The sequence below is a fragment of the Telmatospirillum siberiense genome, assembly GCF_002845745.1.
GTDB classification, from domain to species: domain Bacteria; phylum Pseudomonadota; class Alphaproteobacteria; order Rhodospirillales; family Magnetospirillaceae; genus Telmatospirillum; species Telmatospirillum siberiense.
This window is the reverse complement of record NZ_PIUM01000010.1, coordinates 57,107-77,495: the sequence shown is the minus strand read 5'-3', so window position 1 is coordinate 77,495 and position 20,389 is coordinate 57,107. Positions and strand designations below refer to the sequence as shown.

The window sequence follows — 20,389 nt, the reverse complement described above, 5'->3', positions numbered from 1 at the left end:
GACCACGTCATGACCGCCACCATCAAAGCGCCCCCCTATTCCGCCACATTGGCGCTCCATGGAGGCACCTTCCGTTCAGACCCGGCGAGTGGGGCCGTCGCGGTTCCGATCTACCAAAGCACCTCTTATCAATTCCGCGATACGGCGGAGGCGGAACGGCTGTTCGCGCTCCGACAGGTCGGCTACACCTATACCCGCACGAGCAACCCGACCCGCGACATCGTTGAACGCCGGCTCGCCGCCCTGGAAGGCGGCGCCGGCGCGCTGATCGTCGCCTCCGGGGTCTCGGCCCGACTCTACGCCCTGCTCAACCTGGCCCAGGCCGGCGACAACATCGTCCTTTCCCGCGATATCGCCGGCGCCGACGTCCTGGCCGAGCAATTGACCCGCTTCCGGATCGAACCGCGATGGGCGGCATCTCCGGATGCCGAGGGATTTCTCCGGGCGACGGATGGGAACACCAGGGTCTATTTTGCCGAAACGCTGCCCTTGCGCGACCTCGTCCTGTTTCCGATCCGGGATGTGGCCCGTGCCGCCGATAGAGCCGGAATTCCCCTCATCATCGACAATTCGGCCTTGCCGATCCTGGTACGCCCCATCGAGTCGGGGGCAGCGATCGTCATCTATCGGACGGCGGGCCCCCTGGTGGGACATTCCACGGTATCGCCCGGTGTTTTAATCGACGCCGGCACCTTTGCCTGGACCGACCATGCCGGACGCTTCCCCGCCCTGACCGCTCCCGACGATAGTTACCACGGCGAGATATGGACCGAGGTGGCGGCGCGCTTCAAGGTACCGCTCGCCTATCTGATGCGCGCCCGCATGCGCCTGCTCCGGGATTTCGGCGATACCGTCTCGCCCTTCGACGTCTTCATGCTGGCCCAGGGCGTGGAGACCCTGCCCCTGCGCATGCGGACACATACGGAAAATGCCTTCCGGGCAGCGGAAATCCTCAAAAAACGCACCGATGTCGGGACGATCTGCTATCCGGGCGTCGGCAGCCTGCTTTCGTTCCTGCCGACCGGCGGCATCAGCCGTGCCCGCAGGTTTCTGGACGCCCTTGAAATGATCCGCCCATCCGGCGAACCGGGATCGATACGCAGCGCGGCGAGCCTTTCCGCCGAATCGCCCGATGGAACCATCCTTCTGTCGATCGGGCTTGAACATCCCGAGGACGTCGGCTCCGATTTGAAACAGGCGCTGGACCGCTCGGCGGCGTAACCGGACCGTCTGCCTGGCCAAAAGATCTGCCCCCGTTGTTTTCCCGGTCCGAGTTCTCAGATGACCGACGAATAACGAATAAAGGGAGGCGGCAAGGATGACATCTTTGGCAAAGCGAATGGCGTCCTACGGACGCTATCATCGCGACCGGCGCAACCGGCTCACCCACTTCGTCGGGGTGCCCCTGATCATTTTCGCCCTTCTGATCGCCATGTCGCTGGCCCGCCTCACCATCGGCGGAATGACGCTGACGGCGGCCGAGATCTTCATCGCCGGCGCGCTTGCCTACTATCTCGCGCTCGATGCCGCCCTCGCCCTGGCTCTGGCGGCGGTCATCCTGCCCATGCTGTGGATGGCCGACCGCTTGGCCGCACGCGACGGCGAAATGGCGCTTATCATATCCGCCGGCCTTCTCCTGGGCGGCTGGGCCTTCCAATTGCTCGGCCATCGGATTGAAGGCAATCGGCCGGCGCTGCTCGACAACATCTTCCAGATTTTCGCCGCGCCGATTTTCCTGGCCGGCGAGGCGGCTTTCCACCTGGGCTACCGGAGCGAGCTTCGCCGCGAGGTCGAACGGCGGATCGCCTCCGGCGATTTCACGGGAGACCAGCCACGATAAACACCCACAAAAAAAACATGGTTATTTTGCTTCAATGACGATTCCTCTTCTGGCAGAATACCCGGCAACGCTCTATATTGATTGCGCCGGCTGGCCGGCTACGGCGCGACACGCCATATTGAATTGAGCGCTGCGGACCAGGCGCCTCCACATTCGATCATCGCCGGACACTGTCCGGAGGACGGCGGAAAGGGGGCGAGGCTGGATCGGCGCGCGCGGTGCGGGGGGTACCGGGCAACAGAAGCTCCTCACTCGTCGAAAGGCGAGAGCAAGTCTTAAGGATGTCCTGGAAAAATGGCGAAAACGGTTCTCAGATACGACAAAATGGTGGAAGACGCCCTGCGCGGCGTTCTGCGCGATTCCCTGATCGCCAGTCAGGATGGCCTTCCAGGCGACCATCATTTCTACATCACCTTCCGTACTCGGCATCCGGGCGTCGACATCAGCGAGCATATCCGGGGCCGCTACCCGGATGAGATGACCATCGTCCTGCAGCATCAGTATTGGGGGCTGGAAGTGACCCCCGAATGGTTCGAGGTAACCCTGTCCTTCAATCGGGTGAATGAGCGCCTGCACATTCCCTTCGCCGCCGTGACCGCCTTTGCCGATCCATCCGCGAAATTCGGATTGCAGTTCCAGGCCGACACCAGCATCGAAACGGAAGGGCCGGAAAGCGAAAGCGAGCTTATCAGCGCCGAGCCCGAAGCCGAGGAGATCGCGCCCACTCCGGCGCCGGCACCGGCCGAAGCCGGTGGGCAGGTCATCGCATTGGACGCCTTTCGCAAGAAGTAGTTTCCCCGAGCCCCGCCGGTCCATTTCCGGAAGTCCTAATCATGCGGGGCCCGTAATCGCCTGCCCAATTGACAACCGACGGGGCTTTCCCATGACAGCAGATTTTGCGCTTTTCGCCGATATGTTCCCGCTTTCCGGGGATGACACTCCTTACACGAAGCTCTCCTCCGAACATATCGGCGTTACTTCCGTCGGCGGCAAGGAGCTGATCACGGTCGAGCCGGCGGCCCTGACCCTGCTGGCCCGCGAGGCCTTTCGCAATATTTCCCATCTGTTGCGCCCGGCCCATCTGAAGCAGTTGCGGACCATCCTCGATGATCCGGAAGCCTCGGCCAACGACAAGTTCGTCGCCCTCGACCTGCTGATGAACGCCAATATCTCGGCCGGCATGGTCCTGCCGATGTGCCAGGACACCGGCACGGCCATCGTCATGGGCAAGAAAGGCCAGAAGATCTGGACCGGCGGCGGCGACGAGGCGGCCCTGACCAAGGGCGTGGCCAGCGCCTATACGGAACTCAACCTGCGTTACAGCCAGGTTTCGCCGCTCGATATGTATGAGGAGGTCAACACCGGAAACAATCTGCCGGCCCAGATCGACCTCTACGCCACCGAAGGCGACGCCTATAAATTCCTCTTCATGGCCAAGGGCGGCGGCTCGGCCAACAAGACCTTCCTCTACCAGCAGACGAAAGCCCTGCTGAATCCCGAAGCGCTGATGAAGTTCTTCGACGCGCAGATCCGCACGCTCGGCACCGCGGCCTGCCCGCCCTACCACCTGGCCATCGCCATCGGCGGCACCTCGGCCGAGATGAACCTGAAGACGGTGAAACTGGCCTCGGCCAAATATCTCGATCATCTGCCCACCCAGGGCAGCAAATACGGCCATGCCTTCCGCGACCTGGAGATGGAAGCCAAGATCCTCGAGATGACGCAGCGCATGGGGATCGGCGCGCAGTTCGGCGGCAAATATTTCTGTCATGACGTCCGCGTCATCCGCCTGCCGCGTCACGGCGCCTCCTGCCCGGTCGGCATCGGCGTCTCCTGCTCGGCCGATCGCCAGGCCAAGGGCAAGATCACCCGCGACGGCATCTATATCGAGACTCTGGAGAAGGATCCGGCGAAATATCTGCCCGAGATCGACCACAAGCAGCTGGCCGGCGACGTCGTGCGGATCGATTTGAACCAGCCGATGGAACAGATCCGCAAGATCCTCAGCCAGTATCCGGTCAAGACCCGGGTGGCGCTTTCCGGCCCGATGATCGTCGCCCGCGACATCGCCCATGCCAAGCTGAAGGAACGCATCGACCGCGGCGAAGGCCTGCCGCAATATTTCAAGGACCATCCGGTCTATTACGCGGGTCCGGCGAAGACTCCCGAAGGCTATGCCTCGGGCTCCTTCGGCCCGACCACGGCCGGCCGCATGGACAGCTATGTCGATCTGTTCCAGAGCCACGGCGGCAGCATGGTGATGGTCGCCAAGGGCAACCGCGCCAAGGTGGTCACCGACGCCTGCAAGAAGCATAGCGGCTTCTATCTGGGATCGGTGGGCGGCGCCGCGGCGGGCCTGGCCAAGCATCACATCAAGAAGGTCGAAGTGCTGGAATATCCGGAACTCGGCATGGAAGCGGTCTGGCGCATCGAGATCCAGGACTTCCCGGCCTTCATCATCGTCGATGACAAGGGCAACGACTTCTACGCCGACCTGAACCATTAATTCGCCCGTAAAAAACCCTCCCCCGCGATTGGGGGAGGGTTTGCACGGCGGCGACGCCTCTACGAGGAAAAGCGCCTGATGAGCGGCGACATCCGCAAACGTTCGGTGGTCATCGCCGGTCACGCCACCAGCATTTCGCTGGAAGCGGAATTCTGGGACGCCTTGAAGGTCATCGCGGAAACCCGGGGCCTTTCGCTCAACGCCCTGGTGGCGGCCATCGATTCCGAACGCACCGGCAACCTGTCCAGCGCCCTGCGGCTGCATGTGCTGAAAGATCTCCGGGCCAAGGTGGAAGCCAGGGACGCCGGGTGATCAGCGCCCGAAGGACTTCAGCAGCCCCTTCACCACATCCTTGGGCTTGACGGCCTTGCCGCGGCTGACCAGCCATTGCTGGATCTCGTTGATATCGACAAAACGGCGCGGACCGTCGAGCGGCCCGGACAGCCGCATGGTGAGCGGCGGCCCGGACGGAGCGCTGGCCAGATGGAATTCGGCGCGCGCGTCCATGACATAGGCGGGCAGATTGATCTGCGCGGAGGCGTTCGCCCCGCCGCCGTCGGCGATCAACCGGACATCGTCGGTGGCGATCAGGCCGTTGCCGGCGTGAAAACTGCCGGACAGGCTGGAAAAATGACTTTGTCCGCCGGTCAGCCCGGCCTGCAGCAGGGCCAGAAGACCGGCGGGGCCGTCGAGAGCGCGCAAGCGGTCGTCAACCGCCTTCAGGTCGAAGCCGCGGATCACGCCGTCGCGGATCGAGAACTTTCCGCTGCCGGCCAGGCGGCCGATCCATTCGGCGGAGGAAAGCCCCGACGTATTCAGGGCGACGTCGGCGTCCAGACCGCCCTCGGCCACATCGATATCGGCCACCCCCAGCAGGGCGTCCCGCGCCTGGGCATGAGCAAGCGCGACCTGCAGGGCCAGCTTGCCGTCCGCTGACAGACGACCGCCGCCCGACAAGTCTCCTCCGTAGAGCTGTCCGCCCAGACGTTGCAAGCTGAGCGTCGCATTGGCGAGATCAAGTCCAATGGAAAAGCCGTTGATCCGGTTACGGCCGAAGCTCAGCGACTTGGCGTCGATCTTGATGGTGCCGTCGACGCTGTTCAGCCACGACAGATCGGAGGGATTTCTCGACCAGCGATCGGGGATCGCCCCGCTGGCCACGACGGCGCGAGGCGCGGCGCTGACCTTGTCGGTCGCCACGGCGGGAACGCCATGACGAGGTTCCTCCTTCGGGGCCGGGGGCGCCGGAAGCGCGCGCCGCTCCGGCCGGGATGACGGCAGCAGGACGTCGAGGGGGATGTCCCCGGCGCTCAGCGCGGCCTCGATGCGCGGTTTGCCGGCCAGGGCCAAGCGGATGTTGCCGCTGACGGCCAGCGGGCCGGCTTTAAGGCGCAGATCGGACAACTGCGCCCCACCGGCGTCGATCCCCGCCCTGGCATTGACGGACAATCCCCCGAGGTTGCCGGACGGCCGGTAGGCGGGGGCGAAAAGTCCGATCACCTGCAAGGCATTGCCATGGGTGATCTCCACCGTCCCGTCGAAATGGGGAGACAGAAGAGGCTGGGCGATTTTACCGGACAGCGAAACCACGCCGCCGGCCACCTCGTTACGGCTGTCGATGGAAAGCCCATCCAAGCCGCCGTCGAGCGTTCCCGACAGGGCGACGGAACCGAGCCGTCCCGCATCCACAGGTCCCGGCAGTCCCAGTTGCCGGATCAGATGATCCGGTTGCTTGCTGCGCAAGCCGTAATGCACGGCGTGCAGGACCGGGTTCCCCTCGGCCAGACCGTCCACCGCGCCATCCAGATGCATATCGGCCCCGGCCACGTCGGCGGCCGAAAGGTCGGCGACGGTCAACCGCCCCCCCTGCCAGGCGCCATCGACGCTGACCTCGCGGACGGTCGTCCCCCGGACCGTCATCTGCCCGATCCGCCCTTTGACGTTGGCATCCATTTGCCCAAGCCAGGAGAGATCGGGTAGCGTCGCGGAAACCGGCGCGCCCGTCGTCTGTCCGTCGCCGCCCGATGCCGCCGGCGGATCCTGCCGCAGGGATGGCCAATAGGCATCGAGATTGAGCGAATCGACGGCGAAGGAGGCACCCACGGCCGGCCGCTCGCCCAACCGGATCATCGCCGCCGCGTCGATTCGCGCGCCATCGAGGCGGATCTGCGTTCCATCGAGGACGATCTCTCCCGGACGAACCCGCAGCTTGCTGGCCAACCGCGCCCCGTGCAGGCGATCGGCCGGCACCGTTTTCGTATCAACCTTCAGCCAATCGAGCAGGCCGCGCAGATCGTCGCTCGCCGCCTCGAAGGATCCTTCGAAGCTGGGAACGCCGTCCGGCGAGACCAGAAAGCCGAAGAGATTGACCTCGCTGTTTCCGGGCAACGACAGGCTGGCCTGATTGATCGTCACCTCGCCATTGACCAAGGCCGCGTTCACGTGCACGCCGCGGAGCAGACCGCCATGGAAGACCGTCACCTCGGCCCCCAGGTCCACCGTTGCGGAAAAGCCGCCCGGCAGAACGATTCCGGCAGCCCGGGCCGGTTCGACGGGCGGCGATGATGGAGGGGACGAGGAAGAGGTTCCGCCGATCCCGCCGGCACCCGCATTGCGCAACCCGGCCAGCAGGGAATCGAGATCGAAGCGGCCGAACGCCAGTTTCACGTCGGCCTGCGGCGTTTCGTCGAGGGACAGGCTGGCGTTTCCGGTTCCTTCGACACCGCCCAGCGTCACGATCAGTCCGTCCAGATCGATCTCGCGGGCCGAACCCTTCACCGCCGCTTCGAGACCGACGTTTCCCAACGGAAGAGCAATGCCGTCGCCACCGGCCAGAGCGGCGGCGATGCGCGACAGATCGCCGGCCTTGAACGACAGCTTTCCGGCAAACCGGCGCTCGGCGCCGCTGCCGGACATCTGACCGCCGAGACGCAAGGCGCCGGCGCCCGCCGCGCTGGTGACGGTGAAATTGACCGGAACGGGCTGACCGCCCGACGCCGAGCCCTGAACCCCGTCGAAACCGATGTCGAGACCGGCCAGCCGAGCCGAGCCGACCAACCGCCCCCCACCGCCCGACTGGGCGATGACGCTGGCGCCGACCTTTTCGAAGCGCCATGGCGCGCGCCCGGGCGGCAGATAGGTGATGCTGCCGTTTTCGATGGTGATGCGGTCGATCGGCGCGCTTCGCGGCGCCGAAACCTCGGATGGCGCCTGAACCACCGGTGCGCCAGGTACCCCGGGGGACACCGGGGCGTCGACCGGCGCCATCAGGGGAGAGCGTGGCGGCCGGGTCAGGCGGATATCGGGCGAGACCAGGACCAGGGAGGCGATTTCCAGCCGGCCGGTCAGCAGAGGCAGCAGCCGGGGGCGTATTTCCATTTTGGGCAGACTGACGACCATATCGCCGTCCGTCCCGTCGCCGCCGCTCAGATGCACCCCTTCGGCGGCGAAGGACGGCGCCGGCAGGAAGGAGAACGACACCTTTCCGTCGATGGAAAGCCTGCGCCCCAGCGCGCCTTCCATCTTGACCGCCAAATCGTCCTTGAAACGGGTCCAATCGATCAGGGCGGGGCTCGCCACCAGGGCTCCCGACAGGACGACGATAATCCCGGCGAGAATGCCCACACCTTTCCGTGTCACGCTGCCTCCCTTTGTCGATGGATCGACAGTGTAGGATCTGTAGGCGCGGCAGGGCAACCGCCCATCCGACGGGTGACCCCGTTTTTCGCTGTCCCCCGCCGGCCGGCTATACTAAAACCAGCCCCATGTCCCGCCCACTCGAGATCCTCCGCACCGTTTTCGGCTATGACCGGTTCCGCGGCGCCCAAGCCGAAATCGTTGAACATGTGATCAATGGCGGCGACGCCCTGGTCCTGATGCCGACGGGCGGCGGAAAATCCCTCTGCTATCAGTTGCCGGCGCTGTGCCGTCCCGGGGTCGCCGTGGTGGTCTCGCCGCTGATCGCCCTGATGCAGGATCAGGTATCGGCGCTCCGGCAATTGGGCATCAAGGCGGCGGCGCTCAATTCCAGCCTTGCCTACGGTGAACAGGTGGAGATCGAGCGCCGGATGCGCGGTGGCGAGATCGACCTGATCTATGTCGCGCCCGAACGTCTGATGACCGACAGTTTCCTCACCCAGTTGGAGCGCTGCCAACTGGCCCTGTTCGCCATCGACGAAGCCCATTGCGTCAGTCAGTGGGGCCATGATTTCCGCCCGGAATATCTGAAACTGGCGGCGCTCCAGCAGCGTTTCCCCGAGGTCCCCCGCATCGCGCTGACGGCCACCGCCGACGGTCCGACCAGGAACGAGATCGTCGAGAAATTGAGTCTGGAGGACGGACGCCAGTTCGTCGCCGGCTTCGACCGTCCCAACATCCGCTACCGGGTGGCGCCGAAGGGCAGCAGTTCGCGCAATCAATTGCTGCATTTCATCCGCGGCGATCATGCAAACGACGCCGGCATCGTCTACCGCCTGTCGCGCGCCAAGGTCGATGAAACCGCGCAGTGGCTCCAGGAACAGGGGTTCAACGCCCTTCCCTATCATGCCGGCCTCGACAAATCGGTGCGCGCGGCCAATCAGGACCGCTTCCTCAAGGAGGAAGGCGTGATCATGGTCGCGACCATCGCCTTCGGCATGGGCATCGACAAACCCAACGTCCGTTTCGTCGCCCATCTCGATCTGCCGAAGAGCCTGGAGGCCTATTACCAGGAAACCGGCCGCGCCGGCCGCGACGGATTGCCGGCCGACGCCTGGATGGTCTACGGCATGCAGGACGTCGCCCGCCTGCGCCAGATGGTCGAGGGGTCCGACGCGCCCGACGCGCAGAAACGTCTGGAACACCGCAAGCTCGATGCCCTGTTGGGGTTTTGCGAAACCACCCGCTGCCGGCGCCAGGTGGTTCTGGAATATTTCGGCGACCATTGCGAGCCCTGCGGCAATTGCGACACCTGCCTGGAACCGGTGGAGAGCTTCGACGGCAGCGTCGCCGCCCAGAAGGCCCTGTCCTGCGTCTATCGCACCGGCCAGCGTTTCGGCGCCGGCCATCTGATCGACGTGCTGATGGGCGCCGAAACCGAACGCATGACCTCGCTCGGCCACGACAAACTGTCGACCTTCGGTATCGGCCGGGAGTTCGGCAAGGAGGAATGGCGCTCGATCTTCCGCCAGCTGGTCGCCGCCGGCCTGCTGCGCGTCGATGTCGCCGGCCATGGCGGACTGGCCTTGACCGAATCCTGCCGCGCCGTGCTGCGCGGCGAGAAGACCATTTCACTGCGCCGCGACGCGGTGGCGAAAAAGACGGCGTCGAGAGGCCGGCGCGGCGCGGAAACGCTGGCCGCCCCCGGCGACGAAGCCCTGTTCCAGGCGCTGCGCACGCTCCGCCTCGAACTGGCCCGCGAACAGGGCGTCCCGCCCTATGTCATCTTCCACGACACCACGCTGCTCGACATGGCCCGCGAACGTCCCGGCGGCCTGGACGAGTTGTCGCAACTGTCCGGCGTCGGACAGGCCAAGCTCGACAAATACGGCGAATCCTTCCTGGAAGTGATCAGCCTGTTCGAAGGCTAAGGGCTTGTCGCGAAATTATCGCTCCAAACCCTAAGATTCCATATGACACCTGCGCTCCGCTACGGCGGGCTCAAACGCCGCTCCGGCTTGAGGGCCTGTTGATTCGATAATTTATGAACAGGCCCTAAGGGGGAATTCATCATAATTATTCGTCATGGCCGGACTTGATCCGGCCATCCACGTGCCCGCCTCCAATGAGGTCGGTCGCTCCGCGCAATCATCGATTGCCGGGTCAAGCCCGGCAATGACGGTTTTTAGTTCTGATCGCCACTCGAATAGAAGCGAAGCGCGGTCCGTGCCGGACAGCCGTGGATCAAGCCCGGTGATGACGAATAATTAAAACAACCGAATACGCGGATCGCGCCTGACCATGGCAACCGTTTATCAGACAGCGCTTCCCTGTCGCTCCATGATGGCCGCGAAAAAGCCGTCGGTATTGTTGCTAGCCGGCGACAGACGCAGATAGGGACCGTCGCAGGGGCATTCGCCGCCGATGGTGGCGGCCCAGATTTCGCCCACCGGCAGCAGGCGGTAATCCTCATGCCGGGCCAGGAACGCCTCGGCCTGACGCTCGTCCTCCTCGGCCAGCAGGGAACAGGTGGCATAGACCAGCCGTCCGCCTGGACGCACCAGCCGCTGCGCGCTGTCCAGGATCTTGCCCTGCAATTCGACCAGATGGTCGATGCCTTCCGGCGTCAGCCGCCATTTGGCGTCGGGATTGCGCCGCCAGGTTCCGGTTCCCGAACAAGGCGCGTCGACCAGCACCCGATCGAAACTGCCGCCATGGCGTTTCACCCATTTGTCGGATTCGCTCTCCAGGATCCGCCGGGTGACATTGTGCGCGCCGGCGCGGCGCAGACGCAGGGTCGCCTGTTCGGCGCGGCGCTGATTGACGTCGCAGGCGATGAGGCGCCCCTTGTTCTGCATGGCGGCCGCCAGCGCCAGGGTCTTGCCGCCGGCCCCGGCGCAAAAATCGACCACCGCTTGCCCGGCCCGCGCGTCGGTCAGCAGGGCGAGAAGTTGCGAGCCTTCGTCCTGCACCTCGACCAATCCGTCACGGAAGGCGCCCTGCGCCGTCAGCGCAAGACGGGCCGGCAGACGCAATCCCAATGGCGAAAACGGAGTCGGCTGCGCCTGCAGCCCTTCGGCGGCCAGCGCGGCCAGCGCCGCCTCGCGGTCGCCCTTCAGCGTGTTGACCCTGAGATCCACCGGGGCCTCGTCGCGCAGCGCCCCCATCTCGGCGGCCAGCGTCTCGCCGAACGCCTGAGCGAGACGTGGTTCGATCCATTCGGGATATTCACCCCGGACCCAGGCCGGCATGTCGTGGTGGAACAGATCCCGCCCGCTCAATTGCTGCAGCAGCGCCCAATCCTGCGGCGACAGCGGTTCCAGCCCACGGGCTCCGCCGGTGCAAAGCTTCCCCACCTCCTCTGGTGTCGTGCGGTCGGCCAGCACGAGATCGGCCAGCAGACGACGGCGGGGCGAAGGCTCGACCCGGCATTCCGTCAGGATCCAGTCGATGCGCGCCCTGCGCCGCAAAATTCCCCACAGCCGGTCCGAGACGGCCCGCCGATCCTTGGCCCCGATATAACGCCGGGCCCGCAGGAAAGCCCCGGCGACCAGATCGGCCGGACGGGCTTGGTGGGCGATCTCCTCCAGCAATTCGACGACGGTGGCGAGGCGGCCTTCGGGGGTCATGGACGAGGTGCTCCGAAAAAGAGGTATGTACCGGGATCATACCGGCGAGTCACCTCGGTGGCTCGCTGGCATCAGACGGTGACTTGCCGGCGATCAAGCTTGCAGATGCGCGTTCTTAAGGGGTTTCGACGGCCCTGGCAACCAAATGGGGCCAAGGCATTGCATCGGGCGGATCGTCCCCTTTATTTGGAAGATACGCCGGATGTTCCGGCGACGTCCCCGACAAAAAGATGTGCCGGTTCCGCCGCACCCGCCCTTCCCCCACCAGGAGCCCCCCGATGAGCATGGCCAAACTCTTTACCCCGATCAGTCTCGGTTCTCTTGAACTGGACAATCGGATCGTCATCGCGCCGATGTGCCAATACTCGGCCGAAAACGGCTGCATGACCGATTGGCATCTCATGCATCTCGGCACTCTCTCGCAGTCCGGCGCCTCCTTGCTCACCATCGAGGCCACCGCCGTAGCCCCCGAGGGACGCATCACCTTTGCCGATGTCGGCCTTTATTCGGACGAGACCGAGGCCGCCATGGCGCGGACGCTCCAAGGCGTGCGGCGCTGGTCGAGCATGCCCATCGCCTTGCAACTGGGGCACGCCGGCAGGAAGGCGTCCACCAACCTGCCCTGGCTGGGCGGCGCGCAACTCCCACCCGGCCATGCAAACGGCTGGCAGACCGTCGCTCCCTCGGCGGCCCCCTTCGCCGAGGGCGAGGCGCCACCGGCGGCGCTCGATCAGGCCGGCCTCGAGCGGATTCGCGACGCTTTCGCCAATGCCGCCCGGCGTGCCGGAAGGCTCGGTCTTGACGCGGTGCAGATCCACGCCGCGCACGGCTATCTGCTGCATCAGTTCCTGTCGCCCTTGTCCAACCGGCGAACCGACGACTACGGCGGATCTCTGGAAAACCGCCTGCGCTTCCCGCTTGAGATCTTCGACGCGGTCCGGGCGGCCTTCCCGGCCGAACGGCCGGTGACGGTGCGGGTTTCCGGAACCGATTGGGCCGAGGGTGGCTGGAATGTCGAGGAAACCATCGCCTTTGCCAAGGCCCTGGAAACCCGTGGCAGCAACGCCATTCACGTCTCCAGCGCCGGCTTGACGCCCGCGCAGAAAATTCCGGTCGGCGCCAGCTATCAGGTCCCGCTGGCCCGCGCCGTCAAGGCCGCGACATCAATGCCGGTGGTCGCCGTCGGCCTGATCACCGACTATGAACAGGCGGAAGCCATCGTCGGCACCGGCGACGCCGATCTGATCGCCCTGGCCCGCGGCATCCTTTACGACCCCCGCTGGCCCTGGCACGCCGCCGCCCATTTCGGCGACCGGGTCAAGGCCTCCAATCAGTATCTGCGCTGCCAACCGCGCCAGCTTCGCCACCTTTTCGATCTCGGCAAGGAAGAGTAAGGCCGGGTGACCGAACGAATGCCTGTGGCGCCTCGGCCGAATCGGCGGACCGCTCTTTCGGGCGACGCCTTGGTGCCTTGGTGTCTTGGTGCCTTGGTGGTTCACCTTTCCTCTCGATCATCGCTTCGCCTCCGAAAGCGGCACCTTGTTTAACGATCAGTGCACCATGGCGGTCATGAAGTCGGCCAGGGGCATGTCCAGCCGCCGGATGTTCTGGCGCTCCATGAAACGGGCCTCGTTGCGTGTCGGCTCTTCGGGCAGAACCGCCCAATGCAGGTCCGACGAGCGCTTCATGATCTGGCCGGCGAAGGAGCGTTCCAACTGATTGGCGAAGCGGCAGCCGAGAAACAGGAAATTCCGCCCCCGCCGCAACTCCTGCACCGGTTGCGGAATCGGCGTCTGGATATCGATCTCGGTCAGGACCTCGACGAAATCGGAATCGGAGACCAGGAAGTTCCCCGCCGGCCCGATGGAGCCGAAGGGCTGATAGAGCAGGGTTTGCCAATCGTCCGGCAGGGTTTCGGCGGTGGAGCCCGCCGTCTTGGCGCCGTCCGCGTCGAAATAGTGCACCCACTGGCCGAAATGCTCCGCCTGGCTGACGCCCTGGACCGATCCCCAGTCCCGGCGGCCGGCCAACGCCTTTTGCGGCAGATCGTCGTACCAGGCATGGACCAGCAGAGGCAATCCGGGAAGCGATGCCAGATAGCGATGCAACGCCGTCGGCGGCGCATCTGACCGGAAGGCTTCCGTCATCGCCGCCGTCACCGTCTTCCTGTGCTTGAAATTCTCGATGAACTGAGCGGCGGCGGTCAGATTGTTGCGGATCTTGTGAGGAACGCTGGCCCTGGCCGTCAGATGGCCGACCAGGGCCAGCGGCGAGGCGGGCAGATCGGAAGGCGTGTCGGCCAAACCGAGCACACCGGGTCCGAGATAGGGAATGATCCGGCCTTCGCCGAGGGAGGAAAGGATTTGCTCAAGCATGCGAGAGAACTCCTCTGCGATTCCGGACGGAAAGGCTCACGTCCGGTCACCCGACTGCGGGGCGGCCAGCGCGGTCCGGGGCAGGCGGAAAACGCCTCGCCCACCCGACAGCGCCTGATAGCCCCCAAGGGATTGCGGGTCAGATCCCCGAGGAAAAGCCCAGCAGTTCCACCGTGGCGTTCTCCGCGCCCAATTTCGCCTGACAGGCCAATCGGGACTTCGAACCGACGCCGACGATGCTGTCCAACCGCTCGTTCTCTTCGCGCTGAATCCTCGACAACGACTTGCGCCCGTCGTGGATGAAGACGTGGCATCCCCCGCACTGGCCCTTGCCGTCGCACTTGCCCAGACTTTTCTCTCCGGCGGCCAGGATGGCCTCCAGGATCGTTGCGCCTTCCGCCACGCTGACGCTTTTGCCCGAGGGATTGACCGTGACCAATGGCATTTTCAGTCTCCTTTTCCGTTAATCCTGAACACTGTTCATCCGTTACAAATAGATCGCGCTTCCAGCCCCGACATTGATCGAGGCGTCCTTCATGGTCTCGACGATGAAGGAGATCCGCTCCTCGCCGAGATGGGTGTGGAACGGCAGGGCGACGGCGCGATCGGCGACCTTTTCGGTGACGAAGAGATTGCCGCGCCGATAGCCGCGATCCAGGTAGTGGCGCTGCAGATGCAGGGGATGGCAATAGGCGGCGGCCTCGATGCCGGCGGTCTGCAGATCGTCGATGATGGCGTCGCGGCTCGAAGGCGAGAAGCGGGTTCCCAGATGGACGATGTAGAGGAACCAGTGAACCTCGTCGACCTCGGGCGCGATATAGGGATCCTTGATCCCTTCGAAGGACTGGATGTGCTGATAATACCAGCGTTCCACCTGCTTGCGGCGCTCCAGAATACGATCGAGCCGGGCAAGCTGGACGAGCCCCAGGGCAGCGGCCAGATCGCTCATGCCGGCATGAAAATGCGGGGTGGCGCCCAACACCACCGAAAACCGTTCATCGGGGCGCCGGCCGCGCAGGCGCTTCAGTCCGGCGGCGAGATCGCCGTCGTCGGTCACCACCATGCCGCCGACGCCGCAGACCAGCGGTCCCGGCTGTGAAAAATCGAACACCGAGCAGTCGCCGAAACTGCCGACGGGCGCCCCCCGGTAGGTCGAGCCGATGGCTTCGCTCGAATCTTCGATCAGCCGGACCCCCCGTCTGTCGGCCAAATCGCGCAACGGCCCCCAGGCGGCCGGATGACCGTTGGTGTTGCCGGCGATGATGGCCCTGGTTCGCGGCGTCATCCGCGCTTCGGCCTTCTCGGGCGACAGGGTTCCGGCCCAGTAGTCGATATCGGCGAACACGGGCGAAGCCCCGACATGGGCGATGGCATGCGCCGCCTCGCGCCAGGAATAGGCCGGCGCCACCACGTCGTCGCCGGCCCCGATGCCGCACGCCTTCAGGACCAGGGTCATGCCGATGCCGCCGCTGGCCACCGCCACGGCATATTTTCGCCCGAGGAAACGGGCGAAAGCGGCTTCGAAGGCCTCCACCGCCGGACCGCCGGACACTGTCGGCGAAACCAGCGCTTCGCGGACGGTATCAAGTTCCGCCTGGGTGATGTCCGGGTCGGACAGGGAGGTGAGAGGCTCGCTCATTTCGGCACCTTGTTGGCCACCAGGACGATGCCGGTGGCGCAGGCCGGATCCCCCGTCAACTGCCAGCAATGGTCCCGTCCGTCGACCAGATGCAGATCGAATTTCGGGAAGGAGCGGAAGGCCTCCTCGACCCCGATGTCCGACGGATCGCAGCGGGTCAATGACAGACCGGGAAACCGCCGGCGAACCTCGGAGGCCAATTCCATCGCCGTGGAGGCCGCCCCGAACAATGCCTCCAGATCCCTGACATCCTGTTCCTGCAAAGCCATGGCATCCGCTCCTTAAATTCCTGGCGCGGCGGGCAAAAGCCCCCGCGCCCGCCTAAAACCTATCGTTAGTTACCGCTCTCGCGGCAGCTTTCGACCAAAAGGCGTCATGCCCGGCCTTGAGCCGGGCATCCACGGCCCCGAACAAGTCTCCGTCGTTCGCTCCCACCACGTGGATGGCCTTGTCGAGCACGGCCATGACGGTTTTTGGGGCCATCAGCACGATACCCGCTCACTGACGACAGCCTGCTAAAGCACCGCGGCGATCTCGTCTTCCAGGCATCCGACGACCCGGTCCTTGTGGAACTCCACCATGTAGATGAAAGTATTGGTCTCCACATGCGTGCCCACCTGGACGATCTCGCCGGTATCGCCCTGGCGCACCAGGATCTCCTCGGCGGCGACATCGGGATAGGAGCCGTCGTTGCACAGGTCGGCCACGGCCTGAACCGGCTGGCCCCATTGGAATTTCGGTTCGGCGAGATCAATCATGTCGCTCTCCCTTGTTGTCGCTGAGCTCTCCGGATTCGAGTTCCTTGCGCTTCATGCCGACACGATTGCCGCTGCCGAGGAATTCGACGCCGTAGATGTAGAACTGCTGAAGAAAGGTGCCGATGCTGACGACGTAACCCTCGTCGCCCTTGTTCACCAGAATCTCGCCGATGTCCTTGCCCCGGAAGGTGCCGTCGTTGCGCACCGTGCGGCGGGCCCGGACCTTTTCGCCATAATCGAAGAAGGGCGGATCGTTGATTTCGACCACGTCGCTGTCACGGCTGATATTGGTCATCAGGCAATCTCCCCATTCGTGCCGTGGTCGAAGGACGGCGCCGGCGTCACCCCGGCCAGCCGCGCCTCGACCAGTTCGCGGACCAGCGGATCGGGATCGTTTTTCAACATCGGCAGCAACCGCGCGTCGACGCGTTCCGCCACCTCGTGGCGCACCCGCCAATCGTCGTCGCCGCTCAAGGCGATCAATTGCTCGGGCGCAAGCCGCCGGGCGGCCTCCAGACGAATGTCGGCGTCGCGGTCGGTGGCCAGCCGCGGAAGCCAGACCGGATCGATGCGCCGGACGACGATACGGCGGACCTCGACCTCGGGATCGTTGATCATCAGCGGCAGCATTTCCGGCATCACCCGCTTGGCCACGGTCAGCCGCACATAATAGTCGGGATCCTCCATCATCGGGACCAGTTCGCCCCCTTCCAGCAGCGACGCCACCCGGATGCGCACCTCGCGATGCGGATCCGTGCTCATGCGCAGCAGATAGCGGCGCGGCAGCCGCTTGACGGCATACCAGCGCACCGTCTCGTCGGGATCGTCGAGCAGGCGGGGCAGACGGAAAATATCCGCCGACTTGGCGGCGATCGCCCGCACCTCGAAGAAGGGGTGATCGAGATAGCCGTTGGCGAGGGAGGGATTCCAATCGAAAAAGCGGTCGATGCGCCGGGCGTAGCGGTCCCGCACGCAGGCGTGCCCCAGGCGACATCCTCCGGCGTCCAGCAAATCATGGTGCGGACAGGCGGCGCAATCCACCGCCTCGCCCCGCCAATCCAGGGTTTCCTCGATGTCAGTCGTCATCGGCGTCCTCCCGGTGGGCCAGGACTTCCAGCAAGACCTTGGCGCCCACCTTGTCGGTGGGATCGAGGGCGAGCAGCTTGGTAACGGCCAGGGCCCCCTCGGTAAAGGCGCCCAGCCGCAGTTGGAGATAGGCATAGGCCTTCAGCGTGAAGAGGTAGAAGCGGGGCAGCATGGCGTCGTAATCGCCGAAATCCGCCTGACCGGGGACGACGGCACGCCAGTCGGCGGCGATTCGCAACTCCCCGGCCACCCTGGCCAGGCACCGCTCGGCGACGGTCAGCGCCTCGGCCAGCCGGCCCTTGTAGAAATAAAAGCGGTAGAAGCCGATGAGGACGGCGAGGTGATCGGGGGCGAGCGCCTCGGCCCGCGCCAGATGATCCAGGGCTTCCGCGTCCCGCTGATAGGCCAGGCCGGCCAGCCGGAGCTGCCGCTCGGCGACCTCCGGCAGATCGGCCCCCAGCAGGGCCGCCGCCGCCGCCAAACCGTCATCCGTCACCTGATCGTCCGCCATCGCCGCCATCCCGGTCTCTCCTAATTCTGGATCGCCGGCTCGGCCTTGGCCGCGTCGCGGCTGGAACAGCCGCAGCTGTTCTTCGGATCGGTAATGACAAAACCGGTCTGGGTCGGAGTGTCGGCGAAGTCGATCGTCGTGCCGTCCAACAGGATACGGCTTTCCGCCGGCAGGAACAGCGTGATGTCGTTGACCGTCCAGACGGCGTCTCCGGAACGCGGCGACGCCTCGACTTCGAATTCCGAGGACAAACCGGAGCAGCCGCCCGGGCTGACCACCAGACGAAAACCGTTCTCGGGATTGCCGCTCATGCGCAGCATGCGGCGGATGAAGCGTTCGGCGGCGGGGGTGATGGTGGCGTTCATGGGCGTCTCCTCAAGTCAGGGCCGAGTGGCGGGGAAGGGCCGGATCGACGACGCAGGTGTTGTCGACCGGGCAAACCGCCGCGCATTGCGGACTGTCGTAATGACCGATGCATTCGGTGCATTTGGCGGGATCGATGACGAAAATTCCGGCCTTTTCCGCAATGGCCGTATTCGGACATTCCGCCTCGCAGGCGGAACAGGAGGTGCATTGCGAGGCGACGATCTTGTAAGGCATTCCTTTCTCCCGGCGGCAAGATCCGGGACGGACGATCCGCCCCGGATAACAGTGTTCAGGCTGAAATGAACGCCCCCTGGCGGATGTCGGCGTCGCCGCGTGCGACATGGGTGACCTCGCCGTCGCGAACGCGGTCCAGATACTCCTTGTAGTAGCTGATGGCCGACTGCTCGATATATTCGAGGGCATACCGATCGACCGGCTCGATTCCGGCTTCCGCCAGGCTGTCTTTCGGACAATGGCCGATCTTGGCGACGAACACCGCCGTGCAGTCGTTCAGCGCGCGGATGATCGTCTCGATGCTGTCCTCTTCGCCATAGCCGCCCTGGCAGTAAAGATCGACCCGGCGATGGCCGACGAACTTGGCGCCGTCGGTGCCGACCTCGTAGACCTGGAATTCCTTGGCATGGCCGAAATGCTCGTTGATGCGCCCGCCGCCCTTGGTCGCCACGGCGATCAGAATCTTGATGTCGCTCCGTTCGCCGGCAAGGGTGGCCAGTTCGAGGTTCTTCGCCGCCACCGTCGCCTGGCGCTCCTGCTCGACCTTCTGCTGATAGGCCTTGCGGGTTTCGGAGTCGTATTTCACGTCCATCGTCATGATCTTTTCGGTGGTGAATTCCGCCGAGCGGTCCTCGCCCAACAGACCGACGGCATCGGCGCGGCACTGCCGGCAATGGCGCATCATATTCATCTCGCCCTCGCAGGAATCCTGCAGCGCCTTCAATTCCTGCGCCGTCGGGCCGCGCTGTCCGTTCAGGCCGAAGACCGTGCCATGTTCGGGCGCCGAAATCAGCGGCATGATGTTGTGCAGGAAGGCGCCACGGGATTTGACCGCCTTGTTCACCTCGACCAGATGGGCGTCGTTGACGCCGGGAATCATCACCGAGTTGACCTTGCAGAGGATGCCGCGCTCGGTCAGCATCTCCAGGCCCTGCAACTGGCGCTCGGTCAGGATCTTCGCCGCGTCGCGGCCGGTGTAGCGCTTGTGGTTGAAGAACACCCAGGGATAGATCTCGGCGCCGATGTCGGGATCAACCATGTTGATGGTGATGGTGACGTGATCGACGTTGAAGGCCTTGATGGTGTCGACGTGATCGGGCAAGGCCAATCCATTGGTCGACAGACACAATTTGATGTCCGGCGCGGTTTCCGAGATCAGTTGGAAGGTTTTAAAGGTCTTTTCCGGATTGGCCAGGGGATCGCCCGGACCGGCGATGCCCAGCACGGTCATCTGCGGAATGGTGGAGGCCACCGCCAGAACCTTCTTCGCCGCCTGTTCGGGGGTCAGCTTTTCGCTGACCACGCCGGGGCGCGATTCATTGGCGCAATCGTATTTCCGGTTACAGTAGTTGCACTGGATATTGCAGGCCGGCGCCACCGCCACATGCATGCGGGCGTAATGGTGATGGGCCTCTTCGCTGTAGCAGGGATGGTTCTTGACCTTTTCCCAGATTTCCGGGGCCAGATCGCCCTGACCGGCGCTGGAGCCGCAACTCGACTTCCCTCCACCGCCGCTGGAACCGCATCCCTTATGGTCGGCGATTTTCTGCATCAACTCATCGAGTGGCTGTGACCCCGCGTCGATGCCGCCTGAAAGCTCTTCTGACTGTTGCATGTCGGGTCCTCGCTTATCGGTGGGGCGGGCCGTCCATCGGCTCAAGCTCCTTAACGACAGCGTTCTTTGCACGCCGCATGCCAAATAACTAAGTTACTGTTTTAGAAAGGAATACCCGTCATTTCAGAACGAACAATGCGGACAGACGGCGGGGTTTGTCACCACTGTTTGAAAAGAGACATGGGCGGTTTTGG

Annotated in this window: 20 protein-coding genes; 7 read left to right on the top strand and 13 right to left on the bottom strand. The window is 64.5% G+C overall.

The window, feature by feature from the left end:
* The first annotated feature begins 9 nt into the window (after window positions 1-9).
* From CWS72_RS10780 to CWS72_RS10760, 5 genes are all read left to right on the top strand, one after another.
* On the top strand, window positions 10-1,221 hold the full coding sequence (locus CWS72_RS10780) for a PLP-dependent transferase (protein WP_101250612.1): 1,212 nt from the start codon (window positions 10-12) through the stop codon (window positions 1,219-1,221).
* A gap of 97 nt (window positions 1,222-1,318) precedes the next feature.
* Window positions 1,319-1,840, top strand: a complete 522-nt coding sequence (locus tag CWS72_RS10775; RefSeq protein ID WP_101250611.1) for an Mpo1 family 2-hydroxy fatty acid dioxygenase — start codon at window positions 1,319-1,321, stop codon at window positions 1,838-1,840.
* Window positions 1,841-2,134: 294 nt separating this feature from the next.
* Window positions 2,135-2,632 (top strand): SspB family protein, encoded by a 498-nt coding sequence (locus CWS72_RS10770; protein WP_101250610.1) that lies wholly within the window; start codon window positions 2,135-2,137, stop codon window positions 2,630-2,632.
* Between the two features lie 91 nt (window positions 2,633-2,723).
* A complete protein-coding gene (locus CWS72_RS10765; RefSeq protein WP_101250609.1) occupies window positions 2,724-4,346 on the top strand; it encodes a fumarate hydratase in 1,623 nt (540 codons plus the stop codon).
* 78 nt (window positions 4,347-4,424) lie between these two features.
* A complete protein-coding gene (locus CWS72_RS10760; protein WP_101250608.1) occupies window positions 4,425-4,658 on the top strand; it encodes a ribbon-helix-helix domain-containing protein in 234 nt (77 codons plus the stop codon).
* On the opposite strand, the gene CWS72_RS10755 is transcribed toward CWS72_RS10760, so the two are convergent.
* Entirely contained in the window at window positions 4,659-7,985 is a 3,327-nt protein-coding gene (locus CWS72_RS10755) for an AsmA family protein (RefSeq protein WP_158240591.1), read from the bottom strand.
* Between the two features lie 125 nt (window positions 7,986-8,110).
* Here CWS72_RS10755 and recQ point away from each other — a divergent pair, with 125 nt between their 5' ends.
* Window positions 8,111-9,913 carry a DNA helicase RecQ gene (gene recQ / locus CWS72_RS10750; RefSeq protein WP_101250606.1) on the top strand — a complete coding sequence of 601 codons (1,803 nt, stop codon included), beginning with the start codon at window positions 8,111-8,113 and terminating at the stop codon, window positions 9,911-9,913.
* A 384-nt stretch (window positions 9,914-10,297) separates the two neighbouring features.
* Here the strand turns inward: recQ and CWS72_RS10745 are convergent, their stop codons facing one another.
* On the bottom strand, window positions 10,298-11,611 hold the full coding sequence (locus CWS72_RS10745) for an RsmB/NOP family class I SAM-dependent RNA methyltransferase (protein ID WP_101250605.1): 1,314 nt from the start codon (window positions 11,609-11,611) through the stop codon (window positions 10,298-10,300).
* Window positions 11,612-11,889: 278 nt separating this feature from the next.
* Here CWS72_RS10745 and CWS72_RS10740 point away from each other — a divergent pair, with 278 nt between their 5' ends.
* Window positions 11,890-13,005: an NADH:flavin oxidoreductase/NADH oxidase gene (locus CWS72_RS10740; RefSeq protein ID WP_101250604.1), complete on the top strand. Its 1,116-nt coding sequence runs from the start codon at window positions 11,890-11,892 to the stop codon at window positions 13,003-13,005.
* A 156-nt stretch (window positions 13,006-13,161) separates the two neighbouring features.
* Here CWS72_RS10740 and CWS72_RS10735 read toward each other — a convergent pair whose 3' ends face one another.
* The 11 genes from CWS72_RS10735 to nifB all read right to left on the bottom strand — a co-directional run bounded on the left by CWS72_RS10735 (window position 13,162) and on the right by nifB (window position 20,132).
* Entirely contained in the window at window positions 13,162-13,986 is an 825-nt protein-coding gene (locus tag CWS72_RS10735) for an SIR2 family NAD-dependent protein deacylase (protein WP_101250603.1), read from the bottom strand.
* Window positions 13,987-14,125: 139 nt separating this feature from the next.
* Complete coding sequence (locus CWS72_RS10730) at window positions 14,126-14,431, bottom strand: 2Fe-2S iron-sulfur cluster-binding protein (RefSeq protein WP_101250602.1); 306 nt, start codon at window positions 14,429-14,431, stop codon at window positions 14,126-14,128.
* Window positions 14,432-14,473: 42 nt separating this feature from the next.
* Window positions 14,474-15,625: a DegT/DnrJ/EryC1/StrS family aminotransferase gene (locus CWS72_RS10725; RefSeq protein WP_101250601.1), complete on the bottom strand. Its 1,152-nt coding sequence runs from the start codon at window positions 15,623-15,625 to the stop codon at window positions 14,474-14,476.
* Complete coding sequence (locus CWS72_RS10720) at window positions 15,622-15,894, bottom strand: hypothetical protein (protein WP_101250600.1); 273 nt, start codon at window positions 15,892-15,894, stop codon at window positions 15,622-15,624. Before CWS72_RS10720 ends, CWS72_RS10725 begins: the two co-directional genes overlap by 4 nt.
* Before the next feature lie 246 nt (window positions 15,895-16,140).
* Entirely contained in the window at window positions 16,141-16,383 is a 243-nt protein-coding gene (locus tag CWS72_RS10715) for a nitrogen fixation protein NifZ (protein WP_101250599.1), read from the bottom strand.
* A complete protein-coding gene (locus CWS72_RS10710; RefSeq protein ID WP_101250598.1) occupies window positions 16,376-16,678 on the bottom strand; it encodes a nitrogen fixation protein NifZ in 303 nt (100 codons plus the stop codon). Before CWS72_RS10710 ends, CWS72_RS10715 begins: the two co-directional genes overlap by 8 nt.
* Entirely contained in the window at window positions 16,678-17,469 is a 792-nt protein-coding gene (locus CWS72_RS10705) for a 4Fe4S-binding leucine-rich repeat protein (protein WP_101250597.1), read from the bottom strand. Before CWS72_RS10705 ends, CWS72_RS10710 begins: the two co-directional genes overlap by 1 nt.
* Window positions 17,459-17,989 (bottom strand): hypothetical protein, encoded by a 531-nt coding sequence (locus CWS72_RS10700; RefSeq protein ID WP_101250596.1) that lies wholly within the window; start codon window positions 17,987-17,989, stop codon window positions 17,459-17,461. Before CWS72_RS10700 ends, CWS72_RS10705 begins: the two co-directional genes overlap by 11 nt.
* Window positions 17,990-18,000: 11 nt before the next feature.
* Window positions 18,001-18,345 carry a HesB/IscA family protein gene (locus CWS72_RS10695; RefSeq protein WP_101250595.1) on the bottom strand — a complete coding sequence of 115 codons (345 nt, stop codon included), beginning with the start codon at window positions 18,343-18,345 and terminating at the stop codon, window positions 18,001-18,003.
* A gap of 10 nt (window positions 18,346-18,355) precedes the next feature.
* Window positions 18,356-18,580, bottom strand: coding sequence for a 4Fe-4S dicluster domain-containing protein (locus tag CWS72_RS10690; protein WP_101250594.1), 225 nt, complete (start codon window positions 18,578-18,580; stop codon window positions 18,356-18,358).
* Between the two features lie 55 nt (window positions 18,581-18,635).
* A complete protein-coding gene (gene nifB, locus CWS72_RS10685; RefSeq protein WP_199175638.1) occupies window positions 18,636-20,132 on the bottom strand; it encodes a nitrogenase cofactor biosynthesis protein NifB in 1,497 nt (498 codons plus the stop codon).
* Between the last annotated feature and the right edge of the window lie 257 nt (window positions 20,133-20,389).